The organism is Chryseolinea sp. T2, assembly GCF_037203685.1.
In the GTDB taxonomy this organism is placed as follows: domain Bacteria; phylum Bacteroidota; class Bacteroidia; order Cytophagales; family Cyclobacteriaceae; genus Chryseolinea.
The window spans coordinates 21,229-37,838 of the sequence record NZ_JBBCAU010000005.1 but is presented as its reverse complement, the minus strand read 5'-3'; the positions used below and the strand labels follow the sequence as shown (position 1 = coordinate 37,838).

Here is a 16,610-nt window from a genome sequence, read left to right as displayed (position 1 = left end):
GCATAAGATTGCCCAATGTTATTTGGATTAATTCCAAATAACCCCTAACCTTGCGGGCTCCTTCAACAAGGATATGTTTCGCAGTATTTTACTAGGCACCTTCGTTTTTTGTTCATTTTCGCTGTTTTCACAAGTTCTGACCCGGGAGGATTCCCTTTCGGCGGGACTGATACGCTCGAATAATACGACTGTTATTTCGGGTTACGGGCAGGCGAAAGTCGAATATGACTTCCGAACCAGAACGGCCACGGCCAATCTGACCCGGAACGTTTTGTTCTTAGGTCACAAGTTCTCGAACCGGATTTACTTCTTTTCTGAACTGGAACTCGAGAATGCGCGCGTCGAAGGCGGTAAGCCCGGCGGAGAGATTTCTATGGAACAGTTGTTCCTGAAGTTTAACATCAATCGTGATCTGTACCTTCAGGCAGGACTGTTCATTCCGCGTATCGGGTTAATCAACGAGAACCACCTTCCCACGACTTTCAATGGAAATGATCGTCCTTACGTAGAGACATTTCTGATCCCTGCAACCTGGCGTGAACTGGGCGTCGGCATCTATGGACGCGTTCGTTCTATGCCAGGACTCAATTATACGCTGGCCATTATGAATGGACTGAACTCGTCGGCCTTTGTAAATGGCACTGGCATAGCAGAAGGTAAACAGGAAGGCAGCATGGCCACTGCTTCTAACATTGCAATCACTGGCTCTCTATTATACTACATCAAGTCGTGGCGCCTGCAGGCTTCCGGTTACTACGGAGGAAGTGCGGGACTAATCAAGCGTCAGGCTGATAGTCTTCAGTTACAATCCGGTCCGTTCGGAACCCCTGTTGCACTTGTAGAAGCGAATACGGTTTATCACGATCACGGAATTTCATTCCGCGCATTGGCAAGCATAGTGAGCATTCCCGATGCCTTTGAGATCAATCGCGCTTATGCCAACAATACGCCAAGCACGATGATCGGTGGTTATGCTGAGGTTGGATACAACTTCTACGAGCTGATCAATCCGGAGGCCCATAAGAATCTTACAGTATTTGCGCGCCAGGAATTCATGGATCTAAACTATAAGATCCCATCGAACGGCATTAAGAACGGTACAAATCATCGCAGTTATACGGTAGCAGGTGTCACCTTTCAACCAGTGAGTGGTGTAGTTGTCAAGATTGATTACGTGCTGCGCAAGACTGACGAGCGAAATGAAGATCTTATAGTGACTCCCTTCCCACAACAGTTACCCTACTATACATCAAACGGATTTCTGAACGTGGGAATTGGCTATAGTTTCTGATCCATATGCAAACCAGAAGAGATTTTCTTAAAGACAGCTGCAAGGCTTGTGCGGGTACTTCTGTACTCGGATTACTGATGACACAACTCAGTGCCTGCTCATCACTTCCTGTATACAAGACCAACCTCGGTGCAAAGACGGTGAATGTTCCGTTTACGTCGTTCGCTGAGTCAAATCTTGTGATCGTAAGAGACATGCAAACGCCATTCGACATTCTGGTTGTGAAAAAATCTGAAACAGAATACAACGCGCTGTACCTGAAATGCACGCATCGGGAAAATCCTGTATCGGCAACAAAGACCGGGCTTTACTGTCCCGAACACGGCAGCACGTTCGACCTCGAAGGTAATGTTACCAAGGAGCCGGCGCCCGCGCCGCTCAAGCGATTCACAACGTCTGTAGGGGAAGGCTCTGTGACGATAGATCTGAATTCATAACGAACTAATTTAATACCAGGCTTAATGAAAAATACATACACTAAGGTTCTTGCGGTGAGTACGCTAATGTTGTTCGCTGCCTGCAACGATGATAATGAAAATGGTTCAAGTGTAGACGTTACGTTGAACACTGCTGTGCTCGACGATTTTTCGGCAGCGATCGCCCAGGCCACTTACAATGATCTCGCCGCAAAGACCACAACACTTTATAGCCAGGTGCTCGAGCTGGCAAAAGACGGAGCAACGAACACTGAGCTGGATGCATGCCGGGCAACATGGAAGTCAGCACGACAGGCCTGGGAGCAATCAGAATCCTTTCTGTTTGGGCCGGTATCTACCGACAACATTGATCCGCGTATCGATACCTGGCCGGTGAACTTCACTGACCTTGACGCTCAGCTCAACAGCGACAACGAATTTACAGAAGCATACATTGATGATCTTGAAGACGCGCTCAAAGGATTTCATCCCATTGAATATCTGATCTTCGGTGAGAACGGTGCCAAAACTGCTGAGCAATTGTCGGCGCGCGACATCGAATATCTGAAGGGACTGGCGCTTAATCTTAAGTCGCTGACATCAGATCTCGATGAGTCGTGGGACCCCAGCAGCTCCGGAAATTATCACACTATTTTCACCACGGCGGGTAGCGGCAACTCTATTTATCCTACTCAGGCTGCTGCTTTTGAAGAGTTGGTAATAGCGATGGCTGGCATATGCGATGAAGTGGCCAATGGAAAGATCGGCGAAGTATACGCCGCACAGGATCCAACCCTTGAGGAGTCGCCGTTTGCCAAAAATTCTATCACCGACTTTACAAACAATATCAAGGGAGTTCAGAATGTTTACCTGGGCAAATATGCTGCCGATGGCCGTGGACTTGAGGACATGGTGCGGGCGTATAATCTTGGTCTGGATAACGATGTGAAGCTGAAAATGAGCACAGCGATCGAAGCATTAGGCAAGATCACCGTTCCGTTCGGAGAAGCGATCAAAACACAAAAGACGCAAGTTCAGAACGCAATTGACGCGATCAAAGCGCTGCAAGCTACTCTGGAAGAAGAGCTTCTTCCTTTCGTAAAGTTACACTCCAATTAATTGAACAGAAGCTGGATTTGTGATGCGGGTGGGAAGAATCATTAAACATGCGTGTATTGTGGTCGGTGCGCTGATCACTGTATACGCATGTGTTGATCCTGACACCGACAATCCTGGTTCTTATAACGAATGGTTATCCGGGGGCTCGCAGACTATTTTTGACAATGGTGCGGGCGCATTCAGCACTGCCTTCCCTTCGATGACAGAGGCGCACGAGGCCGTGCATGAAGCAGGCGACGTTGCCTTCGAGCAAACCTTTGTCACAGTGCCTTCGCCAGTAAATCCTGGACTGGGTCCGATATTCAACAACGTATCATGTACGTCGTGCCATATTAATGACGGGCGAGGCAAACCACCAGTTGGTGCGGAACAGATCACGTCGTTACTTATCAGGGTAAGCATTGCCGGCGAAGACTCACACGGAGGTCCAAACCCAGCTCCCGGCTTTGGCGTACAGCTGCAACAACGGAGCGTCTATGGTAAGACCGCGGAGGCGCAGGTAAAGATTACCTACGTGGAAAAGAGTTATACGTTTGGCGATGGTGAAAGCTATTCGCTGCGATTTCCAACATACGAATTACAGAATCCGTACACATCGCTGCCCCCGGGACTCATGGTCTCACCGCGTATAGCCCCTCCGGTATTTGGGCTTGGCCTGCTGCAGGCCGTTGCTGAAAGTGACATCGTTGCACTCGCGGATGCCGACGATAAAAACGATGATGGCATATCGGGAAAACCCAACTACGTTTGGAACGTACTTGAGGGCAAGAGAACACTGGGCCGCTTCGGATGGAAGGCCAACAATCCCACAATTTTGCAGCAAAGCGCCGGTGCTTACAACGAAGACATGGGCATTACCAATTTTGTTTTTGAGAGGGAGACCTCCTGGGACCAACCACAATATGATGGCCTTTCTGACGAATATGAAGTATCCGACAGTCTGTTGCACAGTGTTGAATTCTATATCCGCACGCTGGCAGTTCCTGCGAGGCGCGCAGCGGACAACGTCGCTGTTCTGGCAGGAAAGCAAATCTTTGCCGACGCAAAATGCGGAGCATGCCACGTACCCCGATTGCGCACTGCAACCGACGTGGCTTTTCGCGAAGTTTCCAACCAGGTTATCTATCCTTATACCGATCTGTTACTGCACGACATGGGTCCGGACCTTGCAGATAACCGCCCCGACTTTGATGCCAATGGTCAGGAATGGCGAACATCTCCCCTGTGGGGCATTGGTTTGACGCGTATCGTAAACGGGCATCAAAACTTTCTGCACGATGGTCGTGCGCGTACTCTTATCGAAGCTATCATGTGGCACGGAGGCGAAGCCGCACACTCAAAAGACTACGTTCGCTCGCTTTCCAGGAGCGATCGCGATGCACTGGTCAAGTTCATCGAATCCCTCTGAGATCATCTATCAATTTTAGCAACCGGGAGGTTCATAAATCCCAATTTATTACGAGGGAGCATATCCTGACTTTCGCAATTAGTTAAGAGCGATTCCAGTTACTCTTCCTTTTCCCGTCTCAGCAAGTTTTCGCAAAGTAAGAGTTGGCCGACCGGATTTGTTCCCCGGACTTTGCCACGATTTCGTTCCTTTGACAACTTGTCGGGAAGACTGTGCATACCGTACATGAGGTGTTGCATGATTTTCTAAGGGTCTATATAAATATTCAACTATGGCTTCCAAATATCCCCGTCGCCAGTTCCTTGGACAACTTGCCGCGCTTGGCGCAGCTGTCACAACGGTACCACAATACGCACGCGCTATGGAATCAACATTATTCGCACCTGCCGGCGAGAAGAGCTTTGTCCCGGTAATGATTACGCCCTTTACGAGCGACCTCAAAATTGACTACAAGGGACTTTCGGCGCTGACGGATCTTTACCTGGCGTCTGGCGCGAAAGGTTTATTCGCCAATTGCCTGAGCAGTGAAATGTATTATCTCTCTGACGAAGAGCGTCTGGAATTGGTGAAGCACGTCGTGAAGCATGTGAACCACAAGGTATCCGTGGTAGCGACGGGATCATTCGGCAACAATCTTACCGCTCAGGCTGAATTCGCAAAGAAAATGCATCAGACAGGTGTTGACGGCGTTATCCTCATTACCAGTCACTTTGCTTCCAGGGAGGAAAGCGATGATGTTATGATGACTAACATCGACAAGTTCCTTGCCCTGACTGAAGGTATTCCCCTGGGAACATATGAGTGTCCTTCGCCATACAAGCGAATATTAACTCCTGCCACTTTCAAACATCTCATCGACAGTAAGCGCTTTATCTACCACAAAGACACCACGCTGGATCAGGCGAAAATTAAAGTGAAGCTTGACCTTTGCAGAGGAACCGGACTTCAGTTCTACGATGCCCACGCCCCCAATGGTGTTTTCTCTTTGCAGAATGGCGCTAAGGGTTTGTCCTGCATAGCCGGTAATTTATACCCCGAGATATTTTCATGGTTGTGCGAGAACGTAAACAATCCTGCCAGGTCCGCCGATGTCAGCTGGATTCAGGAGGAAATCACCCGCCTCGACGACGTAATTGGTAACGGCTACTCGTTGAATGCACGGTATGTGCTCAACAAACGGGGACTTAATTTGCAGGTCGTTAATCGTGCGTCGAAGTCTCCCCTCACTGCCGAGCAAATAAAGATATCCGACGACGTCTATAAGACAGTACTACAATGGCACGAGCGCCTGGGAATTAAAGTATGACCCAAGCCATAGGACCACATGCTAGTTGCTACGGCCGTCCGCTGTAGCAATCAAACTCATAAAAAAAACTTTTCCTTTCGAGGTCGTCCCGCGAAACAAATATCGTAATATTACGATAAAGGTAATATATGGGACTGACGAAGACAGAAGAATTCTCAAAGACACAGAACGAACTCGCCTTGTTTACAAAGGCGCTGGGGCATCCGGCGCGGATTGCCATTCTTCAATTTCTGATCAAATCAAGGGCTTGTGTTTGCGGCGATATTGTAGATGAATTGCCGCTGTCGCAATCTACAGTGTCGCAGCATCTCAAAGAATTGAAGACTGCAGGCTTGATAAAAGGCGACGTCGATGGCCCCAGTGTATGCTATTGCATTGACGAAAAAAACTGGAACAAGGCAAAGAAGCTAATTGGATCGTTGCTGGATAGTTACGAAGGACAAAGCTGCTGTTAATTTTTTTACACAAATTCATCGCAATATTACGATTATGAAAAACACAGACAACCTCAAAGAAATTGTAAACGAGAAGTATTCACAGCTGGCTGGCAATCCCGACCGTTCAGTTGGATGTTGTGGCAGCAGTTGTGGCTGCTCCACTGCTGATACATTCACAATGGCAGACGACTATTCCGCCTTGAAAGGTTATGTTCCAGATGCCGACCTTGGCCTGGGATGCGGGCTACCAACTGAATTTGCAATGCTGAAGGCTGGTGATACCGTTGTGGATCTTGGATCCGGAGCAGGTAACGACGCTTTTATAGCACGTTCGGTCGTTGGAGCCCACGGCAAAGTAATAGGCGTCGATATGACCGAGATGATGATTGAAAGGGCACGTACTAATGCAAAAAAACTTGAGTACAGCAATGTTGAGTTCCGGCTTGGGGACATAGAGAATCTGCCTATGGCGTCAGGCATTGCTGATGTGGTGGTAAGCAATTGCGTTCTGAACCTTGTGCCGGACAAGAAGAAGGCGTTTGCAGAAACCTTCCGCATACTCAAGAGCGGTGGACACTTTAGCGTATCTGACATTGTCTTTAAGGGCAAGCTTCCGGATAGCATCAGAAAGAGTGCAGAAATGTATGCCGGATGCGTAGCTGGAGCCATAGAAAAAAATGAGTATCTCGATATCATCCGCCTTGCTGGTTTTAAGAACATAAATGTGCAATCTGAAAAAAGAATTGACCTTCCTGGAGAGACTCTCCAACAGTTTTTGACTGTCGAAGAATTAGAAGAATATTCAGACGGAAAAAGTGGCATAGTTAGCATCACAGTGTACGGTGAAAAACCGGATGCGTGCTGTGGCCCGGGTTGTTGCAACTGATTCAACAGACAGTCTGCGATTGCAAAACACGATTAAGCAAATCGGACGTGTTATATGCTTTCTTATTAATGAACCTGTACATCGGAGCGCCATAAGAACCTGAAGTGACGACCCGTTAAGGTTGCAGAATATGGCTACAAGGCGAGGATGATTGATGATGTAATGAATTAACAGAGCGGACAACGCGGTCTACGCCACGGGCGACGCCTCAACTTGTCTGAAGGCTACGTCAAAAACGTGCTTGCCATTAACATAACTGTATCTGATGTTGTAACCATAGAAGTCACATATCCTTTTGACAATCGCAAGCCCTAGCCCTGTACTGCTTTCGCTCACGCCTTCCTTGCTGAACCTGTTGAACAATGTTTCGCTGATCATTTTCAGAGGCTGCCCCATGTTGGACACTGTCAGGACGTCGTTTGCCAGCAGGACTTCTACCACTCCGTTATTCCCCGAGTAGCGAACGGCGTTCTGAAACAGGTTGCTCAGCAATATTTCAATCAACGTTGAATTTGCATTCACCACTACCGGAAAAAGACTCGTATTAAACGTGATCCCTCCCACTTCGGCAAACGACCTTAGGTTATCCAAAATCCGACTGGCTACCACGGACAGATCAACATTTGACGATTCCGTGAACTGATCATTATCAATCTTGCTTAACAGCAACAGGTTTCTGTTCAGTCGCATCATACGATGCGTTGCTTCCTCAAGCTCTCCGATAGTGGCCGCTGCGTCCTCGTTCAGAGTTGTATTTTGCATCAACACATCCAGCTTGGATTGAAATATCGCCAGCGGAGTCTGGAGCTCGTGCGAAGCGTTCTCGATGAATTCCTTCTGCTGGAGGAATACTTTCCGATTACGATCGGTAAGATGGGCCACGGTTTTATTCAGATCATTGAATTCAACAATTGCAGTATTCGCTGGCTGAATCGATTCGCTTTTATCCAGCTCATAGGCCTTGAGTTGGTTGAGCGTATGATAGAAAGGACGCCATAGTCGCTCACTCAATCTTTTGTTCACGAACAGCATGGCAACGGCAAGTAATACCACAATGACTACCTGAACAGATGCCAGGACCATGACCAGATCATCGTTGTCAACCAAAGACATCCGAACAGCAAACAAATAGTGCTTGCCCTTGATCTCAACTGGAGTCGACAGAATCCGATACGGCTTGAGTTCATGCTCAACACTATCGAAAAGCGACACGTTGCTGTAATGACGTTCGATTGCGTGATCCGAAGTCGGTGTAATTGTAATATCATTGGAGAGCTGGTCCCAAATCCCGATATCCATTTCGAGATCGTCCAGATACTCAAATGTTTTGATGTGCTTGAAAAAATTTTCGCTCTGAACCGCCAGCGACTCGTCAACCTCTTCGTACATGATCTCCCGTATTGCGAAGAATGACACCGGTATGCTGATAACAACGAGTACCAGAACACATAGCAACAGTGTGCGTAAGTTGACTTGTAATAGTCTCACGAAGTGAATTTATATCCCAGGCCGTATACGGTCTTAATGTAATCCATTCCGCCCGCCTCTGATATCTTCTTCTTAAGATTTTTCATGTGGGAATAGATGAAGTCAAATTTATCGAGGAGCTCGGCATCATCACCAGAGAGATGCTCAGCAATGGCGTTCTTGGACACGACCCTGTTCTTGTTTGATACCAAAAAAAGAAGCAGGTCATACTCCTTCCTGGTGAGTTCAAGAGACTTGCCGTTGATCGTTACGATCTTGCCCATGAGATCGATCGTAATTTCGTGAAAAGTCAGGGTATTGTTGCCGTCGAACCGTTTGCGCCTGATAACTGCGGACACACGGGCCATGAGTTCAGGCATGTAAAATGGCTTGGACAGGTAGTCATCCGCACCGAGATTAAGGCCTGCCACACGATCCTCCAATGAATTCTTTGCTGTTATGATGATCACGCCATCCGTCTTCTTACTGGCCTTGAGGCTTTCCAGAACTTTAAGTCCATTTCCGTCCGGAAGCGAGAGATCCAGCAGGATGCAGTCGTAGTCATACATGAGGATCTTCTCTCCTGCTTCTGTTGCCGTTTCTGCAACCTCGCACACGTAGCTCTCCTGCCTAAGGAACTGAGTCATGCTTTTTACCAGTTCCTTTTCGTCCTCAATGATCAGGATCTTCATCGTTTCACCGCTCTGTTATCGCATCAATCCGTGCCGGAACGAATAACTCGCCGACTGGTACCAGGCAATCGCATCCTTCTCCAACTCCGGGTCCCGTATCGGTCCGAGTGGCTCCTGGCTGTTGGAGAGACGAAACAACTGCACTTTCTTTTGAGGTGAGAGAATAGCCAGCTTACCATCGCGCAAGTAACCCAGGCTCTGATAGGTGCTTATGAATGCCCTTTCTCTTCCCGGCTCTAATTTAAAAATGTCGTAGCCATAGAAGTTACTTGTATAAGAAAAGTTTAGCATGCCCAGCAAGGTTGGCCCGATATCGATCTGACTCATCAGCCTGTTCATCACGCCCGGCTGGACGTTGGCAGGTGAATAAATTAGCATTGGAATGTGGTACCGGCTAACAGGCAGTTCCGTCTTTCCTGCGCTTGAGGCACAATGGTCGGCCACGATGATGAACATGGTATTGTTAAACCACGGGCGCTTTCGTGCTTCTTTGATGAAACGACCAATAGCGTAGTCGGTATATTTTACGGCACCACTGCGGTTTGTATGCGAAGGAATGTCGATCCTGCCCTCAGGATACGTGAAAGGCCGGTGATTGGAGGTGGTCATAACGTGGGCAAACACCGGGCCGTTGGAAGTTTTACTATCAAGCTCCCGCAATGCAAGATCCAGAAGGTTTTCATCGGCCACGCCCCAGATGTTTTCGTAGTCGATCTGATCTTCGTCAAGGGCGGAACGATCAACAACATTATAACCATTGTGAGAAAAGAAGTAGCCCATGTTATCGAAGTAGCTGTAGCCGCCATAGATATACTCTGTAGCATAGCCCTTATCCCGGAATACTTTGCCTATCGAAAATAAGTCTTCATTACCTGGACGCCGAACAATTGACTGACCGGGAGTCGGTGGTACGCAAAGAGAAAGCGCCTCCAGTCCGCGCACCGTGCGTGTACCTGTAGCGTAGAGGTTGGTGAAGAGCAGGCTTTCGTTCGCCAGAGAATCGAGAAAAGGTGTTATCCCTTCCTGGTTTCCGAAGGTCTTCATAAAGTCGGCACTAAAGCTTTCAACACTCATGAGTACTACGTTCAATCGCTTCTCCTCTCCCGCATTTACAACTTTTCGCACGATGCTGTGAGCATCGTCTCCTATGTACCGGGCTTCACGCGTTATTACGGATCTTCTCAGTCGTCCAAAAGCAGAATCATCTTCGATGCCTGCATAGAACCGGTCATAGCTGATCTCATTATTTCGGTATGCGGCGAACAGGTCGTAAAGACCGTTGCCTGCCAGCTCATTTGCATATGCATTGTCACTGAAGTGATGGTATTCGCTACGCACGATAAACAGTGTGATGGCAAAGGCTGCTCCATAGAAGGCAACGAAAGAAGTTCTTCTTTGCAGCGATGTGGCATCAGCAGACGATGAATCAATCCACGAACTGATCATCCAGCAAACGATGCATGTCACCAGCACGATCGCAGCAATTATCCAACCGAGCGGATACGACTGCGTGATATTTCCGATGACTTCTGTTGTGTAGACGAGATAATCAACTGCGATGAAATTGAAACGCACATGGAATTCGTCCCAGAACAGCCATTCGGCAACGCCGTTGAAAACAATTATAGAGGTCATCACAAAGAACCATGCATAGAGAGCATATCGATGTCCTGGCTTCATGAATAATCTTTTGGGCATGAGCCACAGATAGAGGACGAATGGCAGACTAAAGTAAAGTGCGTTTACAAGATCGTATAGAAAGCCAATACTGAAGATCGCCACCGTGTGCGTCAATGTAAGATCTACGTCTGAAAACGATTTAACTAAAAGTGCAACCCGTGTGATCGTCGACGCCACCACCAGCAACGTTATCAGTAAAATCCACAGTCCAAAGCGGCCTGGTTGAATGCGAAAGGACGGAACTATTCTCATGGTGCAAACAAAGACCATGATTTTGGAGACTTTCTGGATTCACTTATTCAGAGACTTTGAGTCGGGGATGGCCATGTGAAATGTGAGGCAAATGATGTCTGAATGCGCTATTTTCGAGTGCAATGGAAATGATCGCTTACGGACGAGATACGACCGTACATGAACGAAGAATTTAGAAAATACCGGGAAAACGGCCTTCCAGGGCGGTTCTGCGTGTCTGGCATGGCATTGGACTATCAAACAACCTTAAACAGAAAGTAATGGTCAGAAGTTATTTCAGGAGTGGTTGGCGAAACGTGCTCAAGCACAAAGGTTATTCAGCGATCAATGTAGGCGGCCTGGCTATGGGAATGGCTGTCGCCTTACTGATTGGTCTTTGGATAAACGATGAACTCACTTTTAACCAATATCATGATGGCCATGCCCGCATAGCGCGTGTGATGCGGAATCTCAATATGAACGGTGAGACATTATCAACACCCATTCTTCCAACTGGCATCGGTGACGAACTTCGTACGAAATATGGAAATTATTTTGACCGGGTCGTGATGGAAGCATTGGATGGCGACCACGTGGTTTCTGCAGGAGATGAAAGATTATCCCTTCACGGCGGCTACATCGAAACAGATGGCCCTGAGCTATTTTCATTTCGCATGATTGAGGGTACAAGATCGGGATTAAATGATCCGCATTCTGTTCTGCTTTCTGAAAGTGCGGCCAAAGCTTTATTCGGAAATGAGACTGCCATGGGAAAAGTTATCCGGTTATCGAACAACGACCGTATGGACGTGAAAGTCACAGGCATCTTCGAAGACTTTCCCTACAATAGCTCTTTTTATGGGATGCAATTCTACGCGCCCTACAAGCTTGCTGAATCTGTTAATCCATGGATGCGTGATGCCATATTCACCAATGACTTCCTGAATGTTTATGTATCTCTCACCGATCAAAGTAATGTTGCTGTCGCCGCGGAACAGATCAAAGATGTAATACTGAACAATGTCCGCGAGAACAAACAGTATGTTAGTGTTAATCCCCAGCTTACGTTGCACGCCATGAAGGACTGGCATCTCAGATCGGAATGGAAGAATGGAGTAGTTGCCGGTGGTGCGATTCGTATCGTGTGGCTCTTCGGCTTTGTCGGCGGATTTGTACTGCTGCTCGCCTGTATCAACTTCATGAATCTCAGTACGGCCCGCGCCGATAAGCGCTCTAAAGAAGTTGGTATTCGCAAGGCCGTAGGATCCGCGAGAAAACAACTGATACAACAATTCTTTATCGAGTCGTTTGTTATGGTTGGACTCGCTTTTGCCGGCGCTTTGGTTGCCGTATCCACCTCGCTGAACTCTTTCAATGAACTATCCGGCAAGCAGATGGCTATGCCGTGGAATAATCTTTACTTCTGGCTGATCAGTGCCGCATTTATCCTGGTAACGGGACTTATTGCGGGCAGCTATCCTGCGTTGTACCTTTCATCATTCAATGCAGTGAAAGTATTGAAAGGCACTGTACGTGTCGGGCGACTGGCTTCATTGCCCAGAAAAGTTCTCGTGGTTACACAGTTCACTGTATCGGTTACGTTGATCATTGGAACCATCATCGTTTATAAGCAGATTCAGTTTGCGAAAGACAGACCTATTGGCTATAGCCGTGAAGGGCTGATGATGCTTCGAATGACTTCACCGGAGTTTTCCGGCAAGTACGATGCTATGCTCACGGAATTAAAACGGTCCGGCGCCGTGATTGAAGCAAGTGAATCTTCAAGTCCCCCAACGGCTGTATGGACGCAGAATGGCGGCTTCGACTGGAATGGCAAAGATCCAGGCTTCATTCCACAATGGGCAACACTAACTGTTACGCCTGAGTATGGGAAGACCGTTGGATGGCAATTTGTCGATGGCCGTGATTTCTCAAGAGACATAGCAAGCGACTCTGCTGCATTTGTTATCAACGAGGCCGCGGCAAAATTACTAGGTTTTGATCATCCTGTTGGCGAAACCATTCGCTGGCAAGGAGGTTGGCGAAGCAAGTATAACAGCTTTACCATTATTGGTATTGTGAAAGATATGGTGATGCAGTCTCCTTATTCACCTGCACTGCCTTCTGTTTTCTTTATAAGCAAGTACGGCACGAACTGGGTTAATGTAAGGATCAATCCGGAGATGAGTGCCGCTGCAGCTTTACCATTAATTGAAACGACGATGAAGAAAGTTGTTCCTTCAGCGACGTTCGATTATAAGTTCGCAGACGAGGAATACGCTCTGAAGTTTGCCGCTGAAGAACGCGTTGGTCAACTGGCTTCCATTTTCTCTGCAATCGCAATATTTATCAGTTGCCTTGGTTTGTTTGGACTTGCTTCATTTGTAGCAGAGCAGCGCACCAAGGAAATCGGCATTCGTAAGGTTGTGGGAGCATCTGTGTTCAGCCTCTGGCAGATGCTGTCCAAAGATTTTATCTCGCTTGTTATCATCTCGTGCGTCGTATCGTGTCCGATAGCCTTTTACTTAATTACAGGCTGGCTGAAAAATTATGAGTACAGAACAGAAATATCGTGGAGGATATTTGCGGCCGCCAGTGCAGGTGCGCTCGTGATAACACTGGCAACGGTAAGCTACCAGGCAATAAAGGCAGCGATGATGAAGCCTGTGAAAAGTCTGCGGTCGGAATAGGTCAATAGTATGCTAAGCAACGTCCGCGTATTCCTGCGTATACTCCAACGCCAGAAACTTTTCTCTGTTATTAACTTACTGGGTATTACGGTCAGTATGACCAGCGCGGTGTTGATTTACCTGTATGTTTCTCACGAGTTAAGCTACGACTCATTTCATCAGCACACGGACCGTTTGTACCGCGTGAACCAGACGTTCATCTGGGCGCAAAACGAAGAAAGCCAGTTTTCCAGAACAGGCCCGGGGGTGGCTCATGCACTGAAAGAGGAACTGCCGGAAGTGGAGTTAATTACCAGCATTCATACTCCTGGCAATTTTATAGTATCGTATGTTGAGCCGGATGGCGACGTGATATCGTTTGAAGAAGACAAGGTTCTTGCGGCCGATACTAACTTCTTTAAGGTTTTGAACTTTCCGCTTGTCGCGGGAAATGAGGTGACGGCACTCAGAGAGGCCAATCAACTGGTAATGACGCGTTCGGCTGCGAAGAAATACTTCGGCACAACGGACCCGATAGGCAAAATGGTGACGCTGGGAGGACTTCGGGGCAGTGAGGCAAAGACGTTTGAAGTTACCGGCGTGATCGAAGACGTGCCTGAAAACTCGACTATACATTTTGATATTCTACTTTCAACCAGGAGTTTTCCTGCAATTGAAAATCGTTACTGGAGCTGGGTATGGACGCAGCTGGAGACGTTCGTACTCCTGAGGCCCGACGCCGACATAGAGGCGGTACGGGAAAAACTAAAAGATATTCCCCGCAAACGTGCTGATGAAAGTATTAGGGCGGCAATGGGTGTTTCGTACGATGAATACATAAAGTCCGGCAAGAACTGGGACCTCTTTCTTCAGCCTATCACGAAATTGCACATCCCCGAAACGCCGGTGGCCGGATCCTTTTCTGACATTGCCAGTGTCAAAGTGATATACTCATTTGTTGGAGCCGCCGTCTTTGTAGTGCTGTTGTCGTGCATCAACTTTATGAATTTGTCGACAGCACAATTTACGAAGCGCATCCGCGAAGCTGGTATCCGTAAGATCCTGGGGATGGACAAAAACAGATTAAGGCTTACCTTTTTCTTTGAGGCGCTTGCCTTTTGCCTGATTGCTCTGATCATAAGCCTGGCATTGATACAGATGTTGCTTCCGGCGTTCAATGCTGTTGCGGGCAAGCATTTGAAGCTGTCCCTGTGGCAGCAACCCACGCTGATCATTGTGATGTTGCTACTCGCTCTGTTCATGGCATTGGTATCAAGCATCTATCCTGCGATTTCCCTTGCATCATTTAATCCCGTGAACGCATTGAGAGGTAAGTCGAAGGCAGGCAACACGGGAAGGGCATTTCGAAATGGACTGGTCGTATTTCAGTTCAGCGTATCGATCGTATTGATAATCTGTACCTCGATAGTTTTCCAGCAGCTCAGGTATGTATCTGAAAAGGATCTAGGGTTTGACAAGGAAAATCTGATTGTATTACATCATGCCGAGGCGGTCGCACACATCGAGACCCTGACCAACGCCCTTATTTCCTCTGCCGGAGTATTGAATGCATCGTGGTGTTCTTCAGTTCCTCCGGATTTATATGGTGGCGACTCATTTTCGGTTGAGGGCATTGGAGATAAGAAACTGGCACTGAATTTCGCGATGATCGATGCAAACTATATACCTACGCTCAATATCAGACTAAAGTTTGGGAGAAATTTCAGGCCGGACAGTCCTTCGGATTCGAATCGCGTTATTCTCAATGAAAGTGCAGTTCGCAGTATTGGCTGGAGTGTCGATGAATCAACACTTGGCAAGTTTGTTACCTATCCAAACAGTGGGTCAGGATTTGCGCGATTTGAGGTGATCGGGATTGTTTCCGACTTTAATTACTGGTCGATCGAGAATGCTATCGAGCCGATGGCCATGTTCAACATGGGTAACAAGTATATCAGGGACAGCGACCGAGACTACATTGTGATCAAGGCACGCCGGTCTGATATGGAAGCATGGAACAAGCTATTGTTATCGATAGAAAGTACCTGGAAAACTCACGCAAAAAACACTGTATTTCAATACTCGTTTGTTGATGAGAATTTTGAAGAGACATTTGCTACGCAGCGACAATTTGGAAAAATACTTACCGTGATGGCGACACTTGCAATTGTCATCGCTGCGCTAGGATTGCTGGGCATGGTGGTGTTTTCACTTGAACAAAGAACAAAGGAAATCGGTATACGCAAAGTATCCGGCGCATCCGTCGCCAATATACTGTCGCTGATAACTCGCGGATATATGCGTCTCATCCTCATTGCATTCATCTTCAGTGCTCCTGTTGCCTGGTACTGCATGCAGCTCTGGCTGAAAGATTTCGTATACAGGATAGCGCCATCGCCCTGGACATTTATTGGTGCCGGTACTGCTACCGTAGTAATTGCGTTGTGCATTACGTTATATCATTCGCTTAAGGCTGCACTGACCAATCCGGTCGACGTGTTGCGGGACGAATAAATAGAAACATTATTGATACATACCCGCCAGTACAAAGCTTAGCACAAAGTGCCCAAGAGCGATGACGGTCAGGTAGTCCGGAAGTGATATTGCAGGAGGACCCGGGTGCAGGTCAAAGAAGAGACGCCATACCCCTACTGCAATCAACCCAATGATCACGCCAAAACCAAAGCTCTCAGCGATGGATTCCAATCCGGCACCCATACAATAAATGAACTATAGAGAAACGCAAAGATGATCCCAATAAAGTAGTGAACTACGCCAGCGACAATCATCTGTGGCTGAGGCGTGGTATGGACGGGCGTAACCCGATCGAAGCGAATCATATTTGCAAGCACTCTAATGACGTGGTACTTACGCTTCAATAACCGAAAAACCAATTCGGTAAAAAGTGTCATTGCTGCCGTCGCGACGATCCCGGCTATAACGAGATTGACCGGACCCAAGGAATGGCGAAAGCCATTCTAAAGTAAAAAGGGGATGTAAGTCAAATC

At 47.6% G+C, this 16,610-nt stretch carries 13 protein-coding genes; 9 read left to right on the top strand and 4 right to left on the bottom strand.

What is annotated here, in order from left to right; all coding sequences use genetic code 11:
* Positions 1 to 73 precede the first annotated feature (73 nt).
* The 7 genes from WBG78_RS17020 (at position 74) to arsM (ending at position 6,863) form a co-directional block, all read left to right on the top strand.
* On the top strand, positions 74 to 1,291 hold the full coding sequence (locus WBG78_RS17020; protein ID WP_337327661.1) for a hypothetical protein: 1,218 nt from the start codon (positions 74 to 76) through the stop codon (positions 1,289 to 1,291).
* A 5-nt stretch (positions 1,292 to 1,296) separates the two neighbouring features.
* On the top strand, positions 1,297 to 1,728 hold the full coding sequence (locus tag WBG78_RS17015; RefSeq protein WP_337327660.1) for a QcrA and Rieske domain-containing protein: 432 nt from the start codon (positions 1,297 to 1,299) through the stop codon (positions 1,726 to 1,728).
* A 24-nt stretch (positions 1,729 to 1,752) separates the two neighbouring features.
* Positions 1,753 to 2,826, top strand: coding sequence for an imelysin family protein (locus WBG78_RS17010; RefSeq protein WP_337327659.1), 1,074 nt, complete (start codon positions 1,753 to 1,755; stop codon positions 2,824 to 2,826).
* A 22-nt stretch (positions 2,827 to 2,848) separates the two neighbouring features.
* Complete coding sequence (locus tag WBG78_RS17005; RefSeq protein WP_337327658.1) at positions 2,849 to 4,234, top strand: di-heme oxidoreductase family protein; 1,386 nt, start codon at positions 2,849 to 2,851, stop codon at positions 4,232 to 4,234.
* A gap of 271 nt (positions 4,235 to 4,505) precedes the next feature.
* Positions 4,506 to 5,540 (top strand): dihydrodipicolinate synthase family protein, encoded by a 1,035-nt coding sequence (locus WBG78_RS17000; protein WP_337327657.1) that lies wholly within the window; start codon positions 4,506 to 4,508, stop codon positions 5,538 to 5,540.
* A gap of 128 nt (positions 5,541 to 5,668) precedes the next feature.
* Positions 5,669 to 5,995, top strand: coding sequence for an ArsR/SmtB family transcription factor (locus WBG78_RS16995; RefSeq protein WP_337327656.1), 327 nt, complete (start codon positions 5,669 to 5,671; stop codon positions 5,993 to 5,995).
* A 34-nt stretch (positions 5,996 to 6,029) separates the two neighbouring features.
* Entirely contained in the window at positions 6,030 to 6,863 is an 834-nt protein-coding gene (arsM, locus tag WBG78_RS16990) for an arsenite methyltransferase (protein WP_337327655.1), read from the top strand.
* 189 nt (positions 6,864 to 7,052) lie between these two features.
* Here the strand turns inward: arsM and porY are convergent, their stop codons facing one another.
* The 3 genes from porY to WBG78_RS16975 are packed head-to-tail and all read right to left on the bottom strand — an operon-like array spanning position 7,053 to position 10,954.
* Entirely contained in the window at positions 7,053 to 8,351 is a 1,299-nt protein-coding gene (gene porY / locus WBG78_RS16985) for a sensor histidine kinase (RefSeq protein ID WP_337327654.1), read from the bottom strand.
* Positions 8,348 to 9,022, bottom strand: coding sequence for a response regulator transcription factor (locus WBG78_RS16980; protein ID WP_337327653.1), 675 nt, complete (start codon positions 9,020 to 9,022; stop codon positions 8,348 to 8,350). Before WBG78_RS16980 ends, porY begins: the two co-directional genes overlap by 4 nt.
* Before the next feature lie 15 nt (positions 9,023 to 9,037).
* Entirely contained in the window at positions 9,038 to 10,954 is a 1,917-nt protein-coding gene (locus tag WBG78_RS16975) for an LTA synthase family protein (protein WP_337327652.1), read from the bottom strand.
* A gap of 260 nt (positions 10,955 to 11,214) precedes the next feature.
* Here WBG78_RS16975 and WBG78_RS16970 point away from each other — a divergent pair, with 260 nt between their 5' ends.
* Entirely contained in the window at positions 11,215 to 13,623 is a 2,409-nt protein-coding gene (locus WBG78_RS16970) for an ABC transporter permease (RefSeq protein WP_337327651.1), read from the top strand.
* 9 nt (positions 13,624 to 13,632) lie between these two features.
* The gene (locus WBG78_RS16965; protein ID WP_337327650.1) at positions 13,633 to 16,116 is read left to right on the top strand and encodes an ABC transporter permease; all 2,484 of its coding nucleotides are present in this window, start codon (positions 13,633 to 13,635) and stop codon (positions 16,114 to 16,116) included.
* Between the two features lie 9 nt (positions 16,117 to 16,125).
* On the opposite strand, the gene WBG78_RS16960 is transcribed toward WBG78_RS16965, so the two are convergent.
* Complete coding sequence (locus WBG78_RS16960) at positions 16,126 to 16,320, bottom strand: hypothetical protein (RefSeq protein WP_337327649.1); 195 nt, start codon at positions 16,318 to 16,320, stop codon at positions 16,126 to 16,128.
* Between the last annotated feature and the right edge of the window lie 290 nt (positions 16,321 to 16,610).